The following is a 20185-nucleotide window of genomic DNA, read 5'->3' as shown; positions in this document are numbered from 1 at the left end:
CGGGGTGCCCCCTGCACGGTGGGCGCCCCGCCGTCGTGCTCCCTCCGGCCGCCGGGACCGTCCGGCTCCCCTGCGGTGTCGGTGGGCAGTGGGACCATCAGGGGCATGGGCACCCTCACCGTCCCCGACCGCGCCGGGTGGGCCGTCGAACAGCCCGACCTCGCCCCGGACGCCGTGCGCACGGCCGTGGCCGCCCACGGCTGCGCCGAGGCCGCCGTGCTCACCGGGGAGGCCGGCACCGGCGTCCCCGCCCGCCGATCCCACCGGGAGACCCCATGAACGTCCCGCCCACCGGGAGGATCGAGTCCGGCGACCGGCTCGTTCTGACCCGCACGCTCCACGCCCCGCTCTCCGGCGCCTGGGCGGCCGTGACCGACCCCGGCCGGCTCGCCCGCTGGTACGGCCCCTGGACCGGGGACCCCTCCTCGGGACACGTCGAGGTCCAGCTCACCGCCGAGGACGGGGCGCCGCGCGAGGTGCTCCTGATCCGGCGCTGCGACCCGCCCCGCCACCTCGCCGTGACGCTCGGGCCGGGCCCCGGCGCCTGGCGCGTGGACCTCGACCTGCACGACGAGGACGGGGCGGTCACGCTGCGGCTGTCCCACCGGGACCCCGACCCCGCCGACCTCGAGGCGGTCGGCCCGGGCTGGGAGTACTACCTGGACCGGCTGGTCGCCGCCGAGACCGGCGGCGACCCGGACGCGGTCGACTTCGCCCGCGACTACCACCCCGCCCTGGCCGGGCACTACCGCAGCCTGTCCCAGCAGATCCGCCGGCCGGGCTGAGGTCCCGGGCCGCAGAACAGGAGCCGGAACAGGAGCCGGCATGACCTGCACCGGAGCGGCGGGATGATCCGCCCCTCGTCGAGGTCGAGAGCCTCGCCAGGGCGTACCGGTCCCGCACGGGCGCCGTCCACGTCCTGGCCGGGCTGGACCTGTCCGTGCCCGAGGGGACCGTCAAGGGCCTGCTCGGGCCGATACGGCGCCGGCAAGACCACCGTGGTCAAGGTGCTGACCACGCTCGTCGTGCCCGACGCCGGCTCCGCGCGGATCGACGGCGTGGACGTCGTCGCCGAGCCCGGCCGGATCCGCCGGATGATCGGCGCCTCGGGCCAGTACGCGGCGGTGGACGAGACCCTCACCGGGGCGGAGAACCTCCGGATGGTCTGTCGGCTCCACCACCTGGGCGGGCCGGCGGCCCGGCGCCGGGCCGGGGAGCTGCTGGAGCTGTTCGGCCTCGCGGACACCGGACCGCCCGGTCAAGGGCTACCCCGGGGGCATGCGCCGGCGCCTGGACCTGGCGGGGGCCCTGGTGGTCCGTCCGCGGATCCTCTTCCTCGACGAGCCCACCACCGGGCTGGACCCGCGCAGCCGCATCGGCCTGTGGGACGTCATCCGCTCCCTCGTCGCCGACGGCACCACGGTCCTGCTGACCACCCAGTACCTCGAGGAGGCGGACCAGCTCGCGGACGAGATCTCCGTCATCGACGGCGGCCGGGTCATCGCCGCCGGCACCCGAACGAGCTCCAGACCCGGGTGGGCGGGCACCGCGTCGTCGTCGTCCTGCAGCACCCCGCCGACGCCGAGCGCGCGGCCGCGGTCCTCGCCCGCCACGGGGAGGGCACCCGACGGTCGGCGACCGCGGGCGCGAGCTCCAGGTGGCGGTCCGGGAGGGCCCGCTCGCCCGCCAGCGCGTCCTGGCCGAGCTCACAGCGGCGGGCGTGGCGCTGCACGACGCCGGCATGCGCCGCCCGACCCTCGACGACGTGTCCCGGAGTCTCACCGGGGCCCTCCCCGCCGTGCCCCACGGACCGCGCAGTGGGCCCGCCGACCGGCCCGCCCGCCCCCGCCGCCACCCTGAGCACGTGCGCCGCCGACGGCTGGACGATCACCCACCGCAACCTCATCCGGCTCCGGCGCTCCCCGGACATGCTGGTCTTCGCCGTGCTCCAGCCCGTCATGTTCGTGCTGCTGTTCAGCCAGCTCTCCGGCGGGTCCATCCGGGTGGAGGGCACGGACTGCACCCAGTACCTCATGGCGGGGATCTTCGGGCAGACCGTGCTCTTCGACTCCACGTTCTCCGCGGAGGGCATGGCCCGGGACGTGAAGGAGGGCATCGTCGACCGGTTCCGGACCCTGCCCATGAGCCGCTCGGCCGTGCTCGTGGGCCGGACCAACGCCGACCTGGTCCTCACCGCGACCTCCATGGTCATCATGATCGGCACCGGCCTGGCCGTGGGCTGGCGCTTCACCACGTCCGTGGGCTCGTTCGCGGCCGGGGTGGGCCTGCTGCTGTTCTCCGGCTACGCCTTCAGCTGGGTCATGGCGCTCGTGGGCATGAGCGTGCGCAGCGCGCAGACCGTCAGCAACGCCTCGTTCGTGATCCTGTTCCCCCTGAGCCTCATCTCGAACGCGTTCGTGCAGTCGCAGACCCTCCCGGGCTCCCTCGAGGCGTTCGCGGACTGGAACCCCGTCTCCGCGCTCGTGCAGGCCGCCCGGGAGCTGTTCGGCAACACCGGCTCGGCGCCCGTGCCGGACGTCTGGCCGATGCAGCACCCCGTGCTGACCGTCCTGCTCGGCAGCGTGGTCCTGCTGGCCGTCCTCGTGCCCCTGTGCCTGCGCCGGTTCGCCTCCGTCAGCTCCCGGTAGCGCCCACCGCCCGCCCGTTCCGGGGGAGGCTCAGGTCCCGGCCTCGGAGATGCTGATCAACCAGTGCGTGCCCAGCCGGTCCGTGCACATCCCGAACAGCCCGCCCCACGGGGGCCGGTCCAGCGGCATGGTGACCGTCCCGCCGTCGGAGAGCTTCTCCCAGTACCCGCGCAGGGCGTCCTCGTCGTCCCCGGCCACGGAGATCGACACGTTGTCGCCCGGGGTGAGGTCCATACCGGCGGGGGTGTCCGAGGCCATGAGCACCAGGCCCTCGTCGGTGGCGAGCATCGCGTGCATGACCTTGTCCGCCTCGGCGGGGTCCTCGCTCGCGCCGTACTCGCTGAAGCGCATGACGGTCAGCTCGCCGCCGAAGACCGAGCGGTAGAACTCCATCGCCTCCTCGGCGGTGTCCCGGAAGGTGAGGTAGGGGTTGAGCATCATGGCCATGGTCGCGCCTTCCGCGTCGGTCCGGTCGATGCCCCCATGATGTCGTGCGGCGCACGCGCCCGGGAAGAGACGGTGGGATCCGTGCGCGTGCGTGCGTAACGTGGTGCCCATGAGCAGAACGCAGTACTACGTCGCCGCGAGCGCCGACGGGTACATCGCCGACCGCGAGAACCACCTCGACTGGCTGCTGCAGTACGGCTTCGAGGCCTACCAGGACCACTACGACGGCTTCCTCGCCGACGTCGGGGCGCTCGCCATGGGGGCGAGCACCTACGAGTTCGTCCTGCGCCAGGGCGAGAAGTGGCCCTACGGCGGCCTGCCCACGTGGGTCTTCGCCCACCGGGAGCTCCCGCGGATCGCCGGCGCGGACCTGCGCTTCGTCCAGGGCCCCGTGGCCCTCCACGCCGAGGCCTCGCGGGAGTCCGCCGGAGGGCGCAACCTGTGGGTGGTGGGCGGTGGCCGGCTGGCCGCCCAGTTCGCCGACGCGGGCCTGCTCGACGAGCTGTGGCTGACGCTGATGCCCATCGCCCTGGGCGGGGGCCACCCGGTGCTGCCCACGGCGGCGGCGAAGGACCTGCGGCTGCAGCGGACCACCCACTTCGAGGGCGGCGCCGTGGAGCTGCGCTACGCGCTGAGCCCCGGCCGCGAGGCGTGGCCGGAGTAGTCCTGCCCGGTGCTCCGCGGCAGCCCGTACCAGGCGGCGGCGTTGTCGTGCAGGACGGCGGCCGCGGCCTCCGGGCCGAGGGCCGCGACGACGAGGCCCGGGTCGGCGTCCCGGAACGGCCGGCGCGCCCGGGTGCTGGGCAGGTCCGTGCCGAACAGCAGCGCGGCCGGGTCCACGGCGTGGATCCGGCGCAGGGCGTCCGGGACGTCGAGGTCCACGCGCCCGAAGCCCGTGGCCTTCACGCGGGTCCCGTGCGCGACCAGCTCCAGCAGCGCCGGCAGGCCCGCCGCGCTCATGCCCAGGTGGTCGACGCTCGTGCGCGGCAGCCGGCGCAGCAGCGGGCCGAGACCGTCCAGCTCGGCGGCGTCCAGGTAGAACTCCGCGCTCCACCCCGCCAGCTCGTGCACCCGCCGGGCGAGCCGCTCGATCTCGGCCGGCTCCGCGGAGGCCCCCCGGTAGAGGGTGAAGCGCACCGCCCGGACCCCGGCGCGGTCCAGCTCCAGGATCCGCGCGTCCGTCACGGACGCGGGCAGCTGCGTGACGCCGGCGAAGCCGGGCCCCAGCTCCGCGAGCGCCGCGAGCAGGTGGTCCTGGTCGTGGCCCTGGAAGGAGCCGCTGACCACGGCCCCGCCCACGACCCCCAGGGGCCGGACGCGGGCGAGGTAGTCGGCCGCGGTGAAGGCCGGGGGCACGTACCCCTGGTTCGCCACTAGGGGGAACCGCGGGTCGACCACGTGCAGGTGCGCGTCGATCATCCCGCCATTGTCCCCCGCCGCCGTGCTGGCGCGTCCCTGCGGGGGAGGGGCGGCGCCCCCGGATACGCTCTGCTCGGACCTGTCCCCCAGCCGAGGAGTGTGAGCACCACCGTGACCCAGGTGTCGCCGAGGAGGAGCGGGGCCGGCCGGCCCCCCGCCCGGCTCGGGAGCGCCCGGTGAGCGCCGACCTGGCGCTCGAGGCCGCCGAGGAGAAGCTGGTCCGGGCCCAGCGCTCCTACGCGCGGACGCTGCTGGACCTCATCGCCGAGGAGCTGCGCCACCGTCACCCGGAGGCCGTGCGGCTGACCCTCCGCGCCGACCGGCGCCGGCACGACTACGCCGTGGGCGAGCTCCTCGACGCCGACGGCGACGTGGTCGACCCGGACCCCGGGCGCTGCGTCGTGGCCCGCTGGACGGACGACGACCCGCTGGGCGGCACGGTCACCGTCGCCGCCCACGACGTGGCCTCCCTCCTGCGCCGGGCCCTCGAGGTCTACGAGGGCCCGCTGGAGAAGCTGCTGGGCCGCGACGGGGCGCGCGGGGCCTACGCCCTGGACCTCTCCCGCTGACGGGCGGGCCTCACCGCCCGACCGGTCCGTAGCGGTGCTCTGGCCGTCCCGTGGTGCCGTAGCGCAGCTGGATCTCGACCGCCCCGTCGTCGGCCAGGGCCGAGAGGTAGCGCTGGGCGGTCGCCCGCGAGATGCCCACGGCCCGCGCGATCTCGGCCGCGGAGCGCGGCTCCCCGGGCACGAGCGCCCCCAGCACGGCCGCCTCGGTGGCCGAGCGGGCGCGCTCCCCGCCCGCCGGGGCCTCCCCGCCGCCGGGGCGCAGCGCGTGGAGGGCGCGGTCGACGCCCTCCTGGGTCAGCGGGGTGCGGTCGGCGAGCAGCCGCCGGTAGCGGGCGTAGGCGCGCAGGGTCCGGGCCAGCTGCTCCCCGGTGAACGGCTTGATGAGGTAGGCGAGGGCTCCGCGGCGGACGGCGGCGCGCACGGCCGCCGGGTCGGCGGCCGCGGTGAGCATGACGACGTCCACGTCGAGGCTGCGCAGCAGGTCCAGGCCCAGGGCGTCCGGCAGGTAGACGTCCAGCAGCACGAGGTCCGGCCGGTGGGCGTGCACCGCGCGCAGCGCCTGCTCCGCCGTGCCCACCGGGGGCAGCGCGGTGAAACCGGGCACGGCGTCGACGTACCCGGCGTGCAGGCGCCCCACGTGGAAGTCGTCGTCCACCACCAGCACCACGAGGTCCTCGCTCATCGCTCTCCTTCCGTCGGCGTGCCGTTGCCCCCGGTGCGGGAGCCGGCGTCGGCCGCCGGGGTCCCGTCGGCCACCGTGCCGGGCAGCCGGGCGCAGAACACGGCGCCGGGCCCGCCCGGGCGGCCGGGGTCGGCCACCCACACGTCCCCGCCGCGGCGCCGGGCGAGCTCCCGGCTCAGCGACAGGCCGAAGCCCTGCCCGTGCGCGTCCGGCAGCGCCGCCCGGGGCGGCTCCCCGCCGCCGCCCGCGTCCGGGGGGCCGGGCGGGCGCGCCGTCGACCAGCCCTGGGCGAAGATCCGCTCCGCGTCCTGGGAGCGCAGCCCGTTGCCGGAGTCGGCCACGACGACGTGCAGCGTCCCCTCCTCGCCCGTCCACTCGTCCAGCAGCTCGACCTCCACCCAGCGCGGTTCGGCCCCGCCCTGGACGGCGGCGCGCACGGCGTTGTCCACGAGGTTGCCGATGACCGTGGTGACGTCCTGGGGGTCGGTGACCCGCCCCCGGATCAGGGTCTCGTCCCCGATCCGCAGGATCACCCCGCGCTCGGCGGCCTCGACGCTCTTGGCGCCCAGGAACGCCTGCAGGTAGGGGTCGCGCAGCAGCTCGGCCTGCTCGGCCGGATAGCTCAGGGGACCCGTGGCGGTCACCTCGGCCACGTAGCGGCGGGCCTCCTCGGGGTCGCCGATGCCGAGCAGGCCCGAGATGGTGTGCAGCCGGTTGGCGAACTCGTGCCGCTGGGCGCGCAGGGCGGTGCTGAGCGCGCCGACGGCGTCCAGCTGGCGGGTCAGGGACTGCAGCTCGGTACGGTCCCGGACCATCACCACCCAGCCCAGCTCCGGGGCCCCGTCCACGGCGGCCCCCCGGGCCGGCCCCCGGGACCGCACCCGGCGCCGCTGCGGGGACCGGGCAGGGAGCACGGCGCGGGCGGAGAGGATCAGCACGCGCGGGCCGATGACCTGCTCGATGGCGGGCGACTCCGGCGTCGCCGCCGCCAGCAGCGCGGGGAACGACTCCGGCAGCCCCGCCTCGGCGAGGGGGCGGCCCACGAGCCGCTCCGGGTCCTCGACGCCGAGCAGGCGCCCGGCCTCCCGGTTGCACACCGTGATCCGCCGGTCGGCGGAGACGCCCACCACGCCCTCGTCGACGCCGCGCAGCACGGCCTCCTGGTCCTGCGCCAGGGCCGAGATCTCCTCCGGCTCGAGCCCGAGGGTCAGACGCTTGAGCCGGCGGCCCAGGGCCGCGGAGGCCGCCGCGGCCAGCGCGAGCGCGCCGAGGGTCGTGAGGGCCACGGGGGTGATCGCCTCCTGCAGGCTGGCCAGCACGTCCTGGCGGGAGATCCCGACGCTGACCTCGCCGACCACCCGGGTGATGGAGCCGGGGGCGTGGACGGGGACCTTGGCGCGCGCCGAGTGGCCGAGCGTGCCCCGCTCCTGGCTGGTGACCTCCCGGCCGGCGAGGGCCTCGCTGGGGTCCGTGCTCACCGGCAGGCCCAGCAGGGCGGGGTTGGGGTGCGCGAGCCGCAGGCCCGCGTCCTCGGTGATCACCACGAACAGGGAGCCCGTGCGCCGGCGCACCTCCTCGGCGGAGGACTGCAGCGTGCCGGCGGCCAGGGCCTCCGGGTCCAGCTCCCCGGCGGGGGCGTCGGCGAAGGCGGCGACGCCGGCGCGCACGTCGTCCTCGGCCGCCACGGAGCGGGCGATGGCGAGGGCCTGCTGCTCGGCGTCCCGGCCCAGGTCCTCGTAGGTCAGCCAGCCGAAGATGCAGCCCGTGGCCGCCACCACCACGGCGACGACGCCCAGCTGCAGCAGCAGCATCCGGGTGAGGAACCCCAGGCGGAGCCGGGTCCCGTCGGTCGTCGTCACGGTGGGTCCTCCGGTCCGGGCGTCGGTCGAGCCCTGTCCCGCCGGACGGGCCGTCGGATGAGCTAAACGAGCAGAAGTTGCGCAATGGGCAGTATGCACCTCAAGTGCGCAAAAGCGCCAGGCGTGACCCAGCGCACCGTAGCGTCGTAAGGCCGGTCACACCACCGGCCCTCTGTGCTTGAAGGAGTAGTCGTGCTCGTTTTCCTCGGCTTCGCCATGATCGCGGTCTTCATGGGCCTGATCATGACGAAGAAGCTGACGCCGGTGCTGGCGTTGATCCTGGTCCCCACCGTCTTCGGCCTGTTCGCCGGAGCCGGCCTCGGACTCGGCGACATGGTGCTCGAGTCGATGGCGTCGCTGACGTCCACGGCGGCCCTGCTGATGTTCGCCATCATCTTCTTCGGCCTCATGATCGACGTGGGGCTGTTCGACCCGCTGGTGCGCCTCATCCTGCGGGTGCTGGGCGACGACCCGGCCAAGGTCGTGCTCGGCACCGCCGTCCTGGCGGCCGTGGTCTCCCTGGACGGGGACGGCTCCACGACGTTCATCCTCACCACCGCGGCGATGCTGCCGATCTACCGCCGGCTCGGCCTGAGCCCGGTGGTCCTCACCTGCGTGGCCGGCCTCGCCAACGGCACCATGAACATCGTCCCGTGGGGCGGGCCGACCGCGCGCGCTGCGGCGGCGCTGGACGTCTCGCCCACCGAGGTGTTCGTGCCCATGGTCCCGGCCCTGCTGGCGGGCATGGCCGTCGTCTTCGTCTTCGCCTGGACCCTGGGCCTGCGGGAGCGCGCCCGCCTGGGCGGCAGCACGGGCTGGAGCGGGGCGGGGACCGGCTCCGGCGGCCCCGGCGGCTCCGGGGGAGCGGCCGGATCCGGCCCGCGGACCCGCCGGCCGCGCCGGCGCCGGGGCGACGGCGCCCCGGGCGGGGCGTCCGTCGCGGTGCTCGACGCGCCGGAGCTCGTCGACGACGCCGACGCCGCCATGGCCGACTCCGCGCTGGACCCGAACCGCGCCACGCTGCGCCCGCAGCTGTTCTGGTTCAATCTGGCCCTCACCCTCGCCGTCATGGTCGTGCTCGTGCTGGACGTCGTGCCCCTGGCGTTCGTCTTCATGGTCGGCGCCGCCGTCGCGCTGCTCGTGAACTTCCCGCGCGTCAAGGACCAGGCCGCCCAGCTCGTCGCGCACGCCCCCAGCGTGGTCGCCGTGGTCTCGATGGTGATGGCCGCGGGCGTGCTCACCGGCGTGCTCAGCGGCACGGGGATGGTCGACGCCATGTCCCAGTGGCTGGTGAGCATCATCCCGACGTCCATGGGGCCGTACCTGGCCGTCGTCACGGGGCTGCTGAGCATCCCCATGACGTTCTTCATGAGCAACGACGCCTTCTACTTCGGCGTGCTGCCGGTGCTGAGCGAGACCGCGGGCCACTACGGGATCTCCGCCGCCGAGATGGCGCGCGCCTCCATCACCGGCCAGCCCGTGCACATGCAGTCCCCGCTGGTGCCGGCGATCCTGCTGCTCGTCTCCCTCGCGAACGTGGAGCTGGGCGACCACCACAAGAAGGTGCTGTGGCGCTCCGCCGTCGTGGCCCTGACGATGCTGGCCGTGGGCGTGCTGCTCGGGGCCGTGCCCTGGGGCTGAGACCCGCGCCCCCGACGGCAGAGGACCGCCCCGACGCAGCGCCGGGGCGGTCCTCTGCCGTCGATGCCGTCCCTCAGAGGTCCGCGAAGAAGCGGACCGCGTCCAGGTTGGGGAGGTTGACCTGCGCGTCGGCGGCCGACCGCAGCGCGGGCTTGCCGTTGTAGGCCACGCCGAGCCCCGCGGCGGCGAGCATGTCGAGGTCGTTGGCGCCGTCGCCCACCGCGATGACGTCCTCGGGCGCGACGTCGAGTTCGGCGGCCCACGTCCGCAGGCAGCGCTCCTTGACGGTGCAGTCCACGACCTCGCCCTGGATCCGGCCCGTGAGCCGGCCGTCGGCGACCTCGAGGGTGTTGGCGTAGTGCCGGGTGAGCTGCAGCTGCTCGGCCAGGGGCGTCAGGATGCCCTGGAAGCCGCCCGAGACCGCCGCGACGGCGTGGCCCTCCCGCAGGAACGCCTTGACCAGCACGTCGGCGCCGGGGGACAGGCGCACCTCGGCGCAGACCGCGTCGACCACCGACGCCGGTAGCCCCGCGAGGGTCTCCACCCGGGCGTGGAGGGACTGGGCGAAGTCCACCTCCCCGCGCATGGCCGCCTCGGTGACCGCGGTGACCTCCGCCTCGCGGCCCGCGTGGGCGGCGAGCAGCTCCACGACCTCCTGCTGGATCAGCGTGGAGTCCACGTCGAGGATCAGCATCTTCTTGCGCTGCGGGTCGAACAGCCGGGTCGGGACCACGTTGACGTCCACACCGGGCATCAGCTGGGAGAGGGGGTCCGGGCGCAGGGCGGCGAGCAGGGCCCTGGCGTCGGAGCCGCGCACGTGGGCGGTGAAGGCGTTGTAGCCGGGGACCTGGGCGTCCGGGCCCGCGGAGCCCGAGCCAGTGACCCGCACGGCGGAGAAGTGCTCGACCTCGGCGCCGACGTCGTGGATCGTGGTGAGGATGCGCTCGCGCGCCTCCGGGTCCGGATTCTGGGCAAACGCGATCACGGCGAGATCGGTGGTCATGGGCCCAGTCTATCCGCGCCGGGGAGCGCCGCCCGCCGCGGGCGGGCGGCGGCGCTCACAGCGGCTTGAGCGCCGCGACGTCGGAGACGAGCCGGATGTGCTCGAGCATGGCCCGGGCGGCCTCCTCGGGCCGCTGCTCACGGACGGCGCGGGCGATGGCCCGGTGGGACTCCAGGGAGCGCTCGGGACGGCCCTGCTGGCTCAGCGACTCCAGGCGGGTCTCGCGCACGAGCCCCGAGATCTCGGCCATCATCCGCGCCAGGACGGAGGAGCGGGCGGCGGCGGTGACGGCCTCGTGGAACTGCTCGTCCCCGCGCAGCCCGCGCCCGCCGTCGGCGATGTCGCGGGCCATCTCATCGAGGGCGGCATCGATCGCGGCGAGGTCCTCGGGGGTGCGCCGGGCGGCGGCGAGCTCGGCGAGCTTCGGCTCGACGGCGCTGCGGGCGTCGGCGATGTCCGGCAGGCGGTCGGTGTGCTCCCGCACGCCGCGCAGTACGGCCGCGCTGGAGGGCCGGTAGAGCAGCACGGCGCCGTTGCCGTGCTGGACGTCGATGACGCCCAGCACCTCGAGGGCCACCAGCGCCTGCGCCACCGTGGCGCGGGAGACGCCGAGCCGCTCCGCGAGATCGCGCTCGGGGGGCAGGCGGTCGCCGGGCTCGAGGCGCTGCTCGATGACGTGGTCGAGCAGCCGCTCGACCACCTGCTCGTAGAGCCGCGGCCGCTCCACGCGGTCCAGCCCTCGGGGCCCGGCCATGTTCCACCTCCGTCGCCCGGGCGCGGCCCGGATCGTGCTGGGGCGCGCCGCTCCCCGGCGCCCGTACCGGAATGCTACCCGTGTGCTTGACAACGGGACAGGTGTCCTATTGGCTAGTCCAAAACCTGTGGTGCGGGTCACACTCCGTGGCCCGGGCCGAAGCCGCCGGGAATCCCCGCCTCCTCAGAAAGCAGTCCCATGGGCCCAGAAGTGCTCTCCATCGTCATCCTCGCCGCGATGTTCGTCGTGGCCACCGTCCTGCCCGTCAACATGGGCGCGCTGGCCTTCGTCGGGGCCTTCGTCCTCGGCGTGTTCGTCCTGGGCATGGACACCGACCAGATCCTCGAGGCGTTCCCCGGCGGGCTGTTCCTCACCATCGTGGGCGTCACCTACCTCTTCGCCATCGCCCAGAAGAACGGCACCGTGGACCTGCTGGTGCAGGGAGCGGTCAGGCTCGTGGGCAGCCGGGTGGCACTGATCCCGTGGATCATGTTCCTGATCACCGCCGTGATCACCGCCGTGGGCGCCCTGTCCCCGGCGGCGGTGGCCATCATCGCCCCCATCGCTCTGAGCTTCGCGGCCAAGTACCGGATCAACCCGCTGATGATGGGCATGATGGTCATCCACGGCGCCCAGGGCGGGGGGTTCTCGCCGATCGCGGTCTACGGCGTGACGGTCAACGGGATCGTCGCCGAGTCCGGCCTCGACGTCAGCCCCACGGCCGTGTTCCTGTCCAGCCTCGTCTTCAACCTCCTCATCGCGGTGGGCCTGTTCCTGGTCCTGGGCGGGCGGGGCCTGCTCTCGGCCCGGGCGGAGGACTTCGTGGAGCGCGCCTCCGAGGCGCGCCTGGCCCGCTCCCGCATCGCCCACGGCGGGGACAAGGACGTGGACTTCAAGGGCTTCGGCTCGGGCATGTACGGCCCGACCGATCCCGCCGGCTCCTCCGAGGCCCCCGCCCGGCGCGAGGGACTCGGCCCGCAGGTCGCCACGATCATCGGCCTCGTCGTGCTGGCCGTCGTGGCCCTGGGCTTCGGCGTGGACGTCGGGTTCGTCGCCATCACCATCGCCGTGCTGCTGGCCCTAGTGTCCCCGCAGGCGCAGAAGGGCGCCGTGAACAAGATCGACTGGTCCACCGTGCTGCTGCTCGCCGGCATGCTGACCTTCGTGGGCGTGCTCCAGGAGGCCGGCACCATCGAGTACGTCTCCAACGGCGTCGCCGGGATGGGCGTGCCGCTGCTGGCCGCCCTGCTGATCTGCTACATCGGCGCCGTCGTCTCCGCCTTCGCGTCCTCCACCGCCATCCTGGCCGCGCTCATCCCGCTCGCCGTGCCGTTCCTGCTCAGCGGCCAGATCGGGGCGGCCGGGCTGATCTGCGCGCTCGCGGTCTCCTCGACCATCGTCGACGTCTCCCCGTTCTCCACCAACGGCGCGCTCGTGCTCGCCAACGCGCCCGAGAGCATGGACCGCGACCGCTTCTACAAGCAGATCCTCGTCTACGCCACCGGCGTCGTGGTGATCGGCCCGCTGCTGGCCTGGGGCGTCATGGTCGCCCCCGGCTGGCTCTAGGCCGCACCACCCGCGCACCCCACCGCCCATCCGACCCCGGAGGACCCCCACGATGAACCAGCACACCACCCCGCACACCACCCCGGACCCGGAGCCCGCCGGCGGACCCCTCGCCGGCACCCTCGTCGTCGACCTCTCCCGCGCCCTGGCCGGCCCGCACGCGGGGATGATGCTGGCCGACCTCGGCGCCCGGGTGATCAAGGTCGAGACCCCCGGCACCGGCGACGACACCCGCGGCTGGGGCCCGCCCTTCGTGGGGCCCGAGGACGACCCGCAGGCCACCTACTTCCTCTCCTGCAACCGCAACAAGGAGTCCGTCGCCCTGGACCTGAAGTCCGAGGACGGGGCCCGGGTGCTGCGCGAGCTCGTGGCGCGCGCCGACGTGCTCGTGGAGAACTTCCGCCCCGGGGTCCTGGACCGGCTCGGGTTCTCCGTCGAGGAGCTGCACCGGCTGAACCCGCGGCTCGTGGTGCTGTCCATCACCGGCTTCGGCCACGACGGCCCGGAGTCGAGGCGCTCCGGCTACGACCAGATCGTCCAGGGCGAGGCCGGGCTGATGTCCCTGACCGGCTCCGGGCCCGAGGACCCGCAGCGGGTGGGCGTGCCCATCGCCGACCTGCTGGCCGGGATGAACGGCGCCTACGGGGTGCTGGCCGCCCTCTACGAGCGGACGCGCACGGGGGCCGGCAAGGTGGTCCGCACCTCCCTGCTCTCCTCGGTGGTGGGCGTGCACGCCTTCCAGGGCACCCGCACCACCGTGGCCCACGAGGTGCCGCTCGCCCAGGGCAACCACCACCCCTCCATCGCCCCCTACGGCCTGTTCTCCTGCCGCGGCGGGAAGGTGCAGATCAGCGTGGGCAGCGAGAAGCTGTGGCGCACGTTCGCCGAGGCCTTCGGGCTGGAGGCGGACCGGCCCGAGTTCGCCACCAACGCCGACCGGGTCCGCAACCGCCCGGCGGTGATCGCCGCCGTCGAGCAGGCCTTCTCCGCCCACGAGCCCGTCGAGCTGCTGGAGCGGCTGGGCCGGATCGGCATCCCCGCCGGGAAGGTTCGGGCCCTCGACGAGGTCTACGCCTGGGAGCAGGTCCGCTCCCAGGGGCTGGTCGTGGGCGTGGACCACGAGGTGCTCGGGCCGATCGAGCTGCCCGGGCCGGCCGTGCGCTTCTTCGCCCCCGGCGACGCGGCCGAGACGACCCGGCGCGCCCACGCCGCCCCGCCCGTGCTCGACCAGCACGGCGCCACCGTCCGCGCCTGGCTCGACGCCACGGGCGCCGGCTCCGGCGCGGCGACCGAGACGCCGGAGCCCCCGCGATGAGCGCCCACCCCCTCCCCGACGCCCCGGCCGGCACCGTGGGGGTGCGCCGCGACGGCCCCGTGGCCTGGGTCGTGCTGGACCGGCCCGGGCGGCGCAACGCGCTGTCCCCGGCGATGTGGGCCGCCCTGCCCGGGATCCTGGCCGCGCTCGACGCGGACCCCACCGTGCGGGTGATCGGGGTGCGCGGGGCCGGCGGGGTGTTCTCCGCCGGGGCCGACCTCACCGAGGTCTTCGACTGCCTGGGCGAGCCCGGCACCGGGCTGCCCCGCGGAGGGCTGCTCAGCGACGCCGAGGCGGCCCTGGCGGGGGTGCGCAAGCCCACCGTCGCCGCCCTTCAGGGGTGGTGCATGGGCGGGGCCTGGATGCTGGCCGCCGCCTGCGACCTGCGCATCGCCGCGACCGGCCTGCGGATCGGGCTGACCCCCGCGAGGATCGGGATCGTCTTCCCCGCCTCCGGGGTCCGGGCCCTGGTGCGGCTGGTCGGTCCCGGGGTGGCCTCCTACCTGCTGCTCACCGGCGACACGGTGACGGCCGCCGAGGCCGACCGGTGGGGCATGCTCACCCGCGTCGTGGCGGAGGCCGACTTCGAGGAGGTCCTGGACGAGGTCGTCTCCGGCCTGGCCCAGCGCTCGCAGCTGAGCATGCAGGCGCACAAGCACCTCCTCCGCCAGGCCGGCGGCGCCGAGACCGAGGCGGGCGGCTTCGGGACGGACGCGATCTCCGAGGCGCTGTTCCGCCAGGTCCTGGAGGGCCCCGACGCCCGGATCGGGCAGCGGGCGTTCCTGGCCAAGGAGGCCCCGGTCTTCGAGTGGGCCGGCGAGGACTTCTGGGCCGCCCGGGCCACCCCCGCCAGGGCGCGCCGGGAGCACCGCGCCTCCATCATCAGGGGCCGGTGGCCGCGCCGGTCCGCCCGGTCCCGGGCACGCTCCTGAGGGCGGCCGGCGCCCGGCGCCCGGACCGCGGGCGCCGGGCCCGCCCCGGCCGGGCCGTGCCCGGAGCGACGTCCCGCGTGTCCTAGAGTGGCCGGTATGAGCGCTGTGGTGGAGATGGTGGACGTCAGTGTGGTCCGCGGGCAGAAGACCCTGCTGGATTCCGTGGACTGGGTCGTCAAGGAGGGCGAGCGGTGGGTCATCCTCGGACCCAACGGCGCCGGCAAGACGACGCTGCTGTCCATCGCCGCCGCCCGCCTGCACCCGAGCCGCGGGATGGTCGACATCCTCGACGAGATCCTCGGCGCGGTGGACGTCTTCGAGCTGCGCCCGCGGATCGGCCTGAGCTCCGCCGTGCTCGCCACCCAGATCCCCGACGGGGAGACCGTCCTCAACTGCGTGGTCACCGCCGCCTACGGGGTGACCGGGCGGTGGGTCGAGCGCTACGACGACGCCGACGAGGCCCGGGCCCGCGAGCTCATGGCCGCGTGGGGGATCGACCGGCTGGCCGAGCGCCGCTTCGGGTCCCTGTCCGAGGGGGAGCGCAAGCGCGTGCTCGTCGCCCGGGCCCTGATGACCGACCCGGAGCTGCTGCTGCTCGACGAGCCGGCGGCCGGGCTGGACGTGGGCGGGCGCGAGGACCTCGTCGCCCGCCTGGACGAGCTCGCCCGGGACGGGTCGGCCCCGGCGATCGTCATGGTCACACACCACCTCGAGGAGGTCCCGGACGCCTTCACCCACGCGCTGCTGCTGCGCGAGGGCCGGGTCGTGGCCGCGGGCCCGGTCGGCACGGTGATGACGCAGAAGAACCTCTCCGCGACCTTCGGCCTGCCGCTGAAGCTCGTGAAGGTCGGCCACCGCTACGCGGCGTTCGCCCGGTCCTGACCCGTCGTGCTCCCCGAGTTCCTCACCGACCTCGCCGCCGGCTTCCCCTTCGACTGGTGGCAGGTCCTGCTCATCCTGCTGGCCGGGGTGGCCGCCGGGCTGATCAACACCATCGTGGGCTCGGGCACCCTGGTGACCTTCCCCGTGCTGGTGACCATGGGCGTGCCCCCCGTGACGGCGTCCATGTCCAACGCCATGGGCCTCATCGCCGGCAACCTCACCGGCGCGTGGCACTACCGGCACGAGCTCCGGGGCGTCGGGCGGACCCTGCTGAAGCTCCTGCCCTGCTCCGCCCTGGGCGGGGTGCTGGGCGCGTGGCTGCTGCTGCACCTGCCCGAGGAGGTGTTCGGCTACGCCGCGCCGGCGCTGATCGTCGTCGCCCTCGCGTTCGTCGTCCTCCAGCCGCGGCTGCAGGCGGTGGTGCGCCGGCGCAAGGACGCCCAGGCGGCGGCCGCGGCGGCCGCCGCCGCGGCCCGGGGCCTGACCCCGCGGCCCATCGACCCGGACCGCGCCCCGCAGCCGGCGTCGCTGTACGTGCTCGTGCTCCTCGCCGGCGTCTACGGCGGGTACTTCGTGGCCGCCCAGGGCGTGCTGCTGCTGGGCATCCTCGGCGTCTTCCTGCTCGCGTCCTTGCAGGCGGCCAACGCCGCGAAGGTCGTGCTCGTGGCGGCGGTCAACATCGTCGCCGCGACCTCCTACGTCCTCTTCGCCCTCGACCGGATCAACTGGTGGGCCGTGCTGCTCATCGCGCTCAGCTCCACCGTGGGGGCGTGGGCCGGGGCCAAGATCGGCCGACGCCTCTCCCCGGTGGCGCTGCGCACCGTGATCGTGGTGCTCGGCACGGTGGCCCTCGTCAGCATGGTCTCCGAGCTGCTCTGAGCTGCCCTGAGCTCCTCCGAGCTCCCGGGGGCGGGCCTGCGCGCCCGGCCGGGACCGGGCTCAGCCGGCCGGCGGCGCGGCCCGGCCGGCGCCCTGGTGCTCGAGGAAGCCGGTGACCTCCCGGGCGATCTCGGGGGAGCGGGTCCAGTGCAGGTAGTGGCCGCCGTCGAGCACCACGAGCTCGTGGCGGCGCACGGCGCGCAGCTGCTCCTCGTGCCGGGGGAGCCACTCGGGCCGGAGCTCCACCGTCTCCCGGGACAGGAGCACGAGGACGGGCAGGTCGGGCGGATAGCCCACGCCCCGCAGGCGGCGGGCGTTGTCCGCGATCCGGCGCGTCTCGTCGACGACCGCCGGATTGCCGTAGTTCCACGCGGTCATCAGCCGGATCCGGCGCCGCTCCTCGGGCGTGTAGCCCGGCCCGTCGGGCTCGCCCAGCCCCGGGGCGACGAGGAGCGTCCACCGGAGCAGGCCCGTGTCCGCCGCCAGCCGCTGCCAGGGGATCCCGGGGCCCCCGTCCTCCGGCTCCTCCGGGCCGGCCGCCGGCACCGTGGGGTCGATGCCGACCACCGCGGAGACCTCCCCCGGATAGCGGTCGACGTAGTCGAGCATGTAGAACCCGGCCAGCGAGTGGCCCATCAGGACGTAGGGCGCTTCCACGCCCCGGGCCGCGAGCGCGGCGTGCAGCTCCGCGGAGACGTTCTCCACGGTGCGCGCGGGCGCCTCGAGGTCGCTGTAGCCGTAGCCGAACCCCTCGACGACCACCACGCGGTGGCCCTCCAGCTCCCGGGCCAGCGGGGCGAAGTCCAGCGCCGGGGCCGGCGTGCCGAGCCCGCCGAGCAGGACCACGGCCGGGCCCTCCCCGCCGTGGTCGACGACGTTGACGGCCCCGTCGCCCACCCGCACCCGCTCCCCGTAGGGGGCGAGGGTGGCCCGCTCGTAGCGCACCAGCGCCAGGTTCAGCGCGGTCGAGGCCAGCAGGAGCGCGACGAGGGCCAGGGCTCCGGCGCCCAGGGCGCGGCCGGCGCGGCGCCACCACGGCCGGCGCCGCGCGCCGGGCCCGGGCAGGGTGCCGGGGCCGGGCGGACCCCCGGCACCACGACGGCGGAGCAGCCGCATTGCGCCTCCCGGGAGCCGGTGTCCACGCCTCTGCGTGCGAGCCTAGGTCCCGGCCCGCACCGGCACAACGGGCCCCGGCTCCGTGACGGCCCCGGCCGGGAACCCGCTACGATCGGGGCGACCCCGCCGCCGACCCCGAGAGATCCCGTGACCGACCTCCCCCGCCTCGTGCGCCTCGACAGCGCCGACGACCCCCGCGTGGCCGACTACGCCCGGCTCACCGACGTGAAGCTGCGCCGCAAGCTCGAACCGGAGCGGGGGATGTACATCGCCGAGTCCTCCAAGGTGCTGCGCCGCGCCCTGGCCGCCGGGCACCGGCCCCGGTCCTTCTTCATGGCGCACAAGTGGCTGGAGGACCTCGCCGACGTCCTCGCCGAGCACCCGGACGTCCCGCTCTACGTCGGACCCGACGAGGTGCTCACCGAGATCACCGGCTTCCACCTGCACCGCGGGGCGCTCGCGGCCATGCAGCGGCCCGAGCCCGTGGACCTGGAGCGGCTGCTGGCGGCGTCGTCGCGCGTGGCGATCCTCGAGGACATCGTGGACCACACCAACGTCGGGGCGATCTTCCGCTCCGCGGCGGCGCTCGACGTCGACGCGGTCCTCGTCACCCCCCGCTGCGCCGACCCCCTCTACCGGCGCGCGATCCGGGTGTCCATGGGCACCGTGTTCCAGGTCCCGTGGGCACGGCTCGAGCACTGGAGCGCGGACCTCCAGCGGGTCAAGGACGCGGGGTTCACCACGGCGGCGCTCGCCCTGAGCGACGACTCGATCACGCTGGAGGAGCTGTCCGCGCGCCGGGACGAGAAGCTGGCGCTGGTGCTGGGCACCGAGGGGGACGGCCTGAGCGCGGCGGCCGTCCACCACGCCGACCTGGTCGTGCGGATCCCCATGTCCCACGGGGTGGACTCGCTCAACGTGGCCGCCGCGTCCGCGGTGGCGTTCTGGGAGACCCGCCCGGGCCGGCGCTGACCGGGCGGGAGCCGGTCTCGGCCATAACGGTTCGGGCGTCGATTCGCTTTCGACCAGGGCTGTTGGCGTCCGCGAAGACTATCCTGGAAGCGTCTGCGGCCGGTCCACACACCGAGGCACCAGCCGACGGCCGGCGGGCGGACGACCGAGAAGGTGTGTCATGAAGAAGCTGATCTCATGGCTGGCGGCCATCGTGCTGGCCATGGGGCTGGGGCTCATCGTCCCCAGCAGCGCGAGTGCCGCGGCCCCCTACTGCGGCATCACATGGGGCTCCGGGGCGAAGACCCGGGACGGCGAGGCGACCACTCCCCGCTACCCCCACGTCACCAACGTCCGGGCGGGGGAGCACCGCTGCTTCGACCGGCTGGTGATCGACCTGGACGGCAAGCTGCGGGGCTACGACGTCCGCTATAAGCAGTTCAGGGGCATCGGCTCCGGCGACGCCATCCCGCTGCGCGGGACGGACCTGGTGATCACCGTCAACGCCCCTGCCTACGACGCCGACGGCGACGCCACGTACGAGTTCAGCAACGGCCGGGAGCTCGTGGACGTGAGCGACTACCGGACGTTCCGCCAGGTCGCCTGGGGCGGCAGCTACGAGGCGAGGACCTCGGTCGGCCTCGGGGTCCGCGCCCGCCTGCCGTTCCGCGTGTTCGTGCTCGAGGGCCCGAACCGCGGTTCACGGCTCGTGGTCGACGTCGCCCACCGCTGGTAGGCGCACCGTCCCGGGGGACGTCACGGCACAGGGCCCGGCTCCGGCCGGGCCCTGTGCCGTGCACTCCTGGCCGTGCACTCCTGGCCGTGCACTCCTGGCCGTGCACTCCTGGCCGTGCACTCCTGGCCGTGCACTCCTGGCCGTGCACTCCTGGCCGTGCACTCCTGGCCGTGCACTCCTGGCCGTGCACTCCTCGCCGTGCACCCCTCGCCGGGCACCCCTCGCCGGGCGCTCTGCACCGCGGGTCGCGGGGGTGACCTGGCGCCCGTCATCCGGTAGGCTGGTCCGCTGGTGCCCGGCGCCCCGCCCTTCCCGGAGCGCGGGACCGCGACGACGACGCACCGCCCTCCGAGCGAAGCCGTGCCTGGCAAAATCCAGGCACCGACAGAAGGTTTGAACCCATGAAGACTGACATCCACCCGGACTACCACCCGGTGCTCTTCCGCGACCTCGCCTCCGGCAAGGTCATCCTCACCCGTTCCACCGCCACCTCGGAGAAGACCGAGGTCTGGGAGGACGGCAACGAGTACCCCATCATCGAGGTCGAGATCTCCTCGGAGTCCCACCCGTTCTACACCGGCAAGCAGCGCATCATGGACTCCGCCGGCCGCGTGGAGCGCTTCAACGCCCGTTTCAAGAACTTCGGCAAGGCGAACGCCTGACGTTCCGCCCTCCCGCAGGACCCTCGTGCTCAGGCCCGGACCGGATCGGTCCGGGCCTGAGCCGTCCCCGGGCCCGCACGCCGCGACGTAGGCTGGTCCGGGACCCCGGCAGGACGGACACGAG

General features: G+C 74.8%; 22 protein-coding genes and 1 pseudogene. 16 read left to right on the top strand and 7 right to left on the bottom strand.

The window, feature by feature from the left end; translation table 11 throughout:
- Positions 1–105 precede the first annotated feature (105 nt).
- From M3185_RS03885 to M3185_RS03870, 5 genes and pseudogenes are all read left to right on the top strand, one after another.
- Positions 106–279 carry a hypothetical protein gene (locus M3185_RS03885; RefSeq protein ID WP_251332363.1) on the top strand — a complete coding sequence of 58 codons (174 nt, stop codon included), beginning with the start codon at positions 106–108 and terminating at the stop codon, positions 277–279.
- A complete protein-coding gene (locus M3185_RS03880; protein ID WP_251332362.1) occupies positions 276–785 on the top strand; it encodes an SRPBCC domain-containing protein in 510 nt (169 codons plus the stop codon). The genes M3185_RS03885 and M3185_RS03880 overlap by 4 nt, the downstream gene beginning before the upstream one ends.
- A 63-nt stretch (positions 786–848) precedes the next feature.
- A pseudogene (locus M3185_RS17500) lies at positions 849–1184 on the top strand (ATP-binding cassette domain-containing protein); the annotation flags it as partial.
- 94 nt (positions 1185–1278) lie between these two features.
- Positions 1279–1860: a hypothetical protein gene (locus tag M3185_RS17495; protein ID WP_374238462.1), complete on the top strand. Its 582-nt coding sequence runs from the start codon at positions 1279–1281 to the stop codon at positions 1858–1860.
- Entirely contained in the window at positions 1818–2648 is an 831-nt protein-coding gene (locus tag M3185_RS03870) for an ABC transporter permease (protein ID WP_251332361.1), read from the top strand. Before M3185_RS17495 ends, M3185_RS03870 begins: the two co-directional genes overlap by 43 nt.
- A gap of 30 nt (positions 2649–2678) precedes the next feature.
- Here M3185_RS03870 and M3185_RS03865 read toward each other — a convergent pair whose 3' ends face one another.
- The gene (locus tag M3185_RS03865; protein WP_251332360.1) at positions 2679–3095 is read right to left on the bottom strand and encodes a VOC family protein; all 417 of its coding nucleotides are present in this window, start codon (positions 3093–3095) and stop codon (positions 2679–2681) included.
- Between the two features lie 109 nt (positions 3096–3204).
- Here M3185_RS03865 and M3185_RS03860 point away from each other — a divergent pair, with 109 nt between their 5' ends.
- Positions 3205–3759, top strand: coding sequence for a dihydrofolate reductase family protein (locus M3185_RS03860; RefSeq protein ID WP_251332359.1), 555 nt, complete (start codon positions 3205–3207; stop codon positions 3757–3759).
- Here the strand turns inward: M3185_RS03860 and M3185_RS03855 are convergent.
- Complete coding sequence (locus M3185_RS03855) at positions 3720–4514, bottom strand: amidohydrolase family protein (protein WP_251332358.1); 795 nt, start codon at positions 4512–4514, stop codon at positions 3720–3722. The two genes, M3185_RS03860 and M3185_RS03855, sit on opposite strands and share 40 nt — an antisense overlap.
- A gap of 176 nt (positions 4515–4690) precedes the next feature.
- On the opposite strand from M3185_RS03855, the gene M3185_RS03850 reads away from it, so the two are divergent.
- A complete protein-coding gene (locus M3185_RS03850) occupies positions 4691–5083 on the top strand; it encodes a hypothetical protein (protein ID WP_251332357.1) in 393 nt (130 codons plus the stop codon).
- 10 nt (positions 5084–5093) lie between these two features.
- Here the strand turns inward: M3185_RS03850 and M3185_RS03845 are convergent, their stop codons facing one another.
- Together M3185_RS03845 and M3185_RS03840 are read right to left on the bottom strand one after the other, a co-directional pair.
- Positions 5094–5765, bottom strand: coding sequence for a response regulator (locus tag M3185_RS03845; RefSeq protein WP_251332356.1), 672 nt, complete (start codon positions 5763–5765; stop codon positions 5094–5096).
- A complete protein-coding gene (locus tag M3185_RS03840) occupies positions 5762–7576 on the bottom strand; it encodes a sensor histidine kinase (RefSeq protein ID WP_251332497.1) in 1815 nt (604 codons plus the stop codon). Before M3185_RS03840 ends, M3185_RS03845 begins: the two co-directional genes overlap by 4 nt.
- A 240-nt stretch (positions 7577–7816) precedes the next feature.
- On the opposite strand from M3185_RS03840, the gene M3185_RS03835 reads away from it, so the two are divergent.
- The gene (locus tag M3185_RS03835) at positions 7817–9265 is read left to right on the top strand and encodes a CitMHS family transporter (protein WP_251332355.1); all 1449 of its coding nucleotides are present in this window, start codon (positions 7817–7819) and stop codon (positions 9263–9265) included.
- Between the two features lie 73 nt (positions 9266–9338).
- On the opposite strand, the gene serB is transcribed toward M3185_RS03835, so the two are convergent.
- Both serB and M3185_RS03825 read right to left on the bottom strand, forming a co-directional pair.
- A complete protein-coding gene (gene serB, locus M3185_RS03830) occupies positions 9339–10268 on the bottom strand; it encodes a phosphoserine phosphatase SerB (RefSeq protein WP_251332354.1) in 930 nt (309 codons plus the stop codon).
- 55 nt (positions 10269–10323) lie between these two features.
- Positions 10324–11022 carry a FadR/GntR family transcriptional regulator gene (locus tag M3185_RS03825; RefSeq protein WP_251332353.1) on the bottom strand — a complete coding sequence of 233 codons (699 nt, stop codon included), beginning with the start codon at positions 11020–11022 and terminating at the stop codon, positions 10324–10326.
- Between the two features lie 198 nt (positions 11023–11220).
- Here M3185_RS03825 and M3185_RS03820 point away from each other — a divergent pair, with 198 nt between their 5' ends.
- The 5 genes from M3185_RS03820 (at position 11221) to M3185_RS03795 (ending at position 16596) form a co-directional block, all read left to right on the top strand.
- The gene (locus tag M3185_RS03820; protein WP_251332352.1) at positions 11221–12588 is read left to right on the top strand and encodes an SLC13 family permease; all 1368 of its coding nucleotides are present in this window, start codon (positions 11221–11223) and stop codon (positions 12586–12588) included.
- 52 nt (positions 12589–12640) lie between these two features.
- Complete coding sequence (locus M3185_RS03815) at positions 12641–13903, top strand: CaiB/BaiF CoA transferase family protein (RefSeq protein ID WP_251332351.1); 1263 nt, start codon at positions 12641–12643, stop codon at positions 13901–13903.
- Positions 13900–14835 (top strand): enoyl-CoA hydratase/isomerase family protein, encoded by a 936-nt coding sequence (locus M3185_RS03810; protein WP_285859430.1) that lies wholly within the window; start codon positions 13900–13902, stop codon positions 14833–14835. The genes M3185_RS03815 and M3185_RS03810 overlap by 4 nt, the downstream gene beginning before the upstream one ends.
- A 96-nt stretch (positions 14836–14931) precedes the next feature.
- Positions 14932–15717: an ABC transporter ATP-binding protein gene (locus tag M3185_RS03800; RefSeq protein ID WP_251332350.1), complete on the top strand. Its 786-nt coding sequence runs from the start codon at positions 14932–14934 to the stop codon at positions 15715–15717.
- Between the two features lie 66 nt (positions 15718–15783).
- Positions 15784–16596: a sulfite exporter TauE/SafE family protein gene (locus tag M3185_RS03795; protein WP_285859450.1), complete on the top strand. Its 813-nt coding sequence runs from the start codon at positions 15784–15786 to the stop codon at positions 16594–16596.
- A gap of 60 nt (positions 16597–16656) precedes the next feature.
- Here M3185_RS03795 and M3185_RS03790 read toward each other — a convergent pair whose 3' ends face one another.
- Complete coding sequence (locus M3185_RS03790; RefSeq protein ID WP_251332348.1) at positions 16657–17712, bottom strand: alpha/beta fold hydrolase; 1056 nt, start codon at positions 17710–17712, stop codon at positions 16657–16659.
- Positions 17713–17859: 147 nt separating this feature from the next.
- On the opposite strand from M3185_RS03790, the gene M3185_RS03785 reads away from it, so the two are divergent.
- The 3 genes from M3185_RS03785 to M3185_RS03775 all read left to right on the top strand — a co-directional run bounded on the left by M3185_RS03785 (position 17860) and on the right by M3185_RS03775 (position 20061).
- A complete protein-coding gene (locus M3185_RS03785; RefSeq protein ID WP_251332347.1) occupies positions 17860–18684 on the top strand; it encodes a TrmH family RNA methyltransferase in 825 nt (274 codons plus the stop codon).
- 160 nt (positions 18685–18844) lie between these two features.
- Entirely contained in the window at positions 18845–19399 is a 555-nt protein-coding gene (locus M3185_RS03780; RefSeq protein WP_251332346.1) for an AMIN-like domain-containing (lipo)protein, read from the top strand.
- Between the two features lie 401 nt (positions 19400–19800).
- Positions 19801–20061 (top strand): type B 50S ribosomal protein L31, encoded by a 261-nt coding sequence (locus M3185_RS03775; RefSeq protein ID WP_251332345.1) that lies wholly within the window; start codon positions 19801–19803, stop codon positions 20059–20061.
- Positions 20062–20185 lie beyond the last annotated feature (124 nt).

The sequence above is a fragment of the Kocuria rosea genome (genome assembly GCF_023715525.1).
GTDB classification, from domain to species: Bacteria; Actinomycetota; Actinomycetes; order Actinomycetales; family Micrococcaceae; genus Kocuria; species Kocuria rosea_A.
This window is presented reverse-complemented; position numbering and strand designations above follow the sequence as displayed.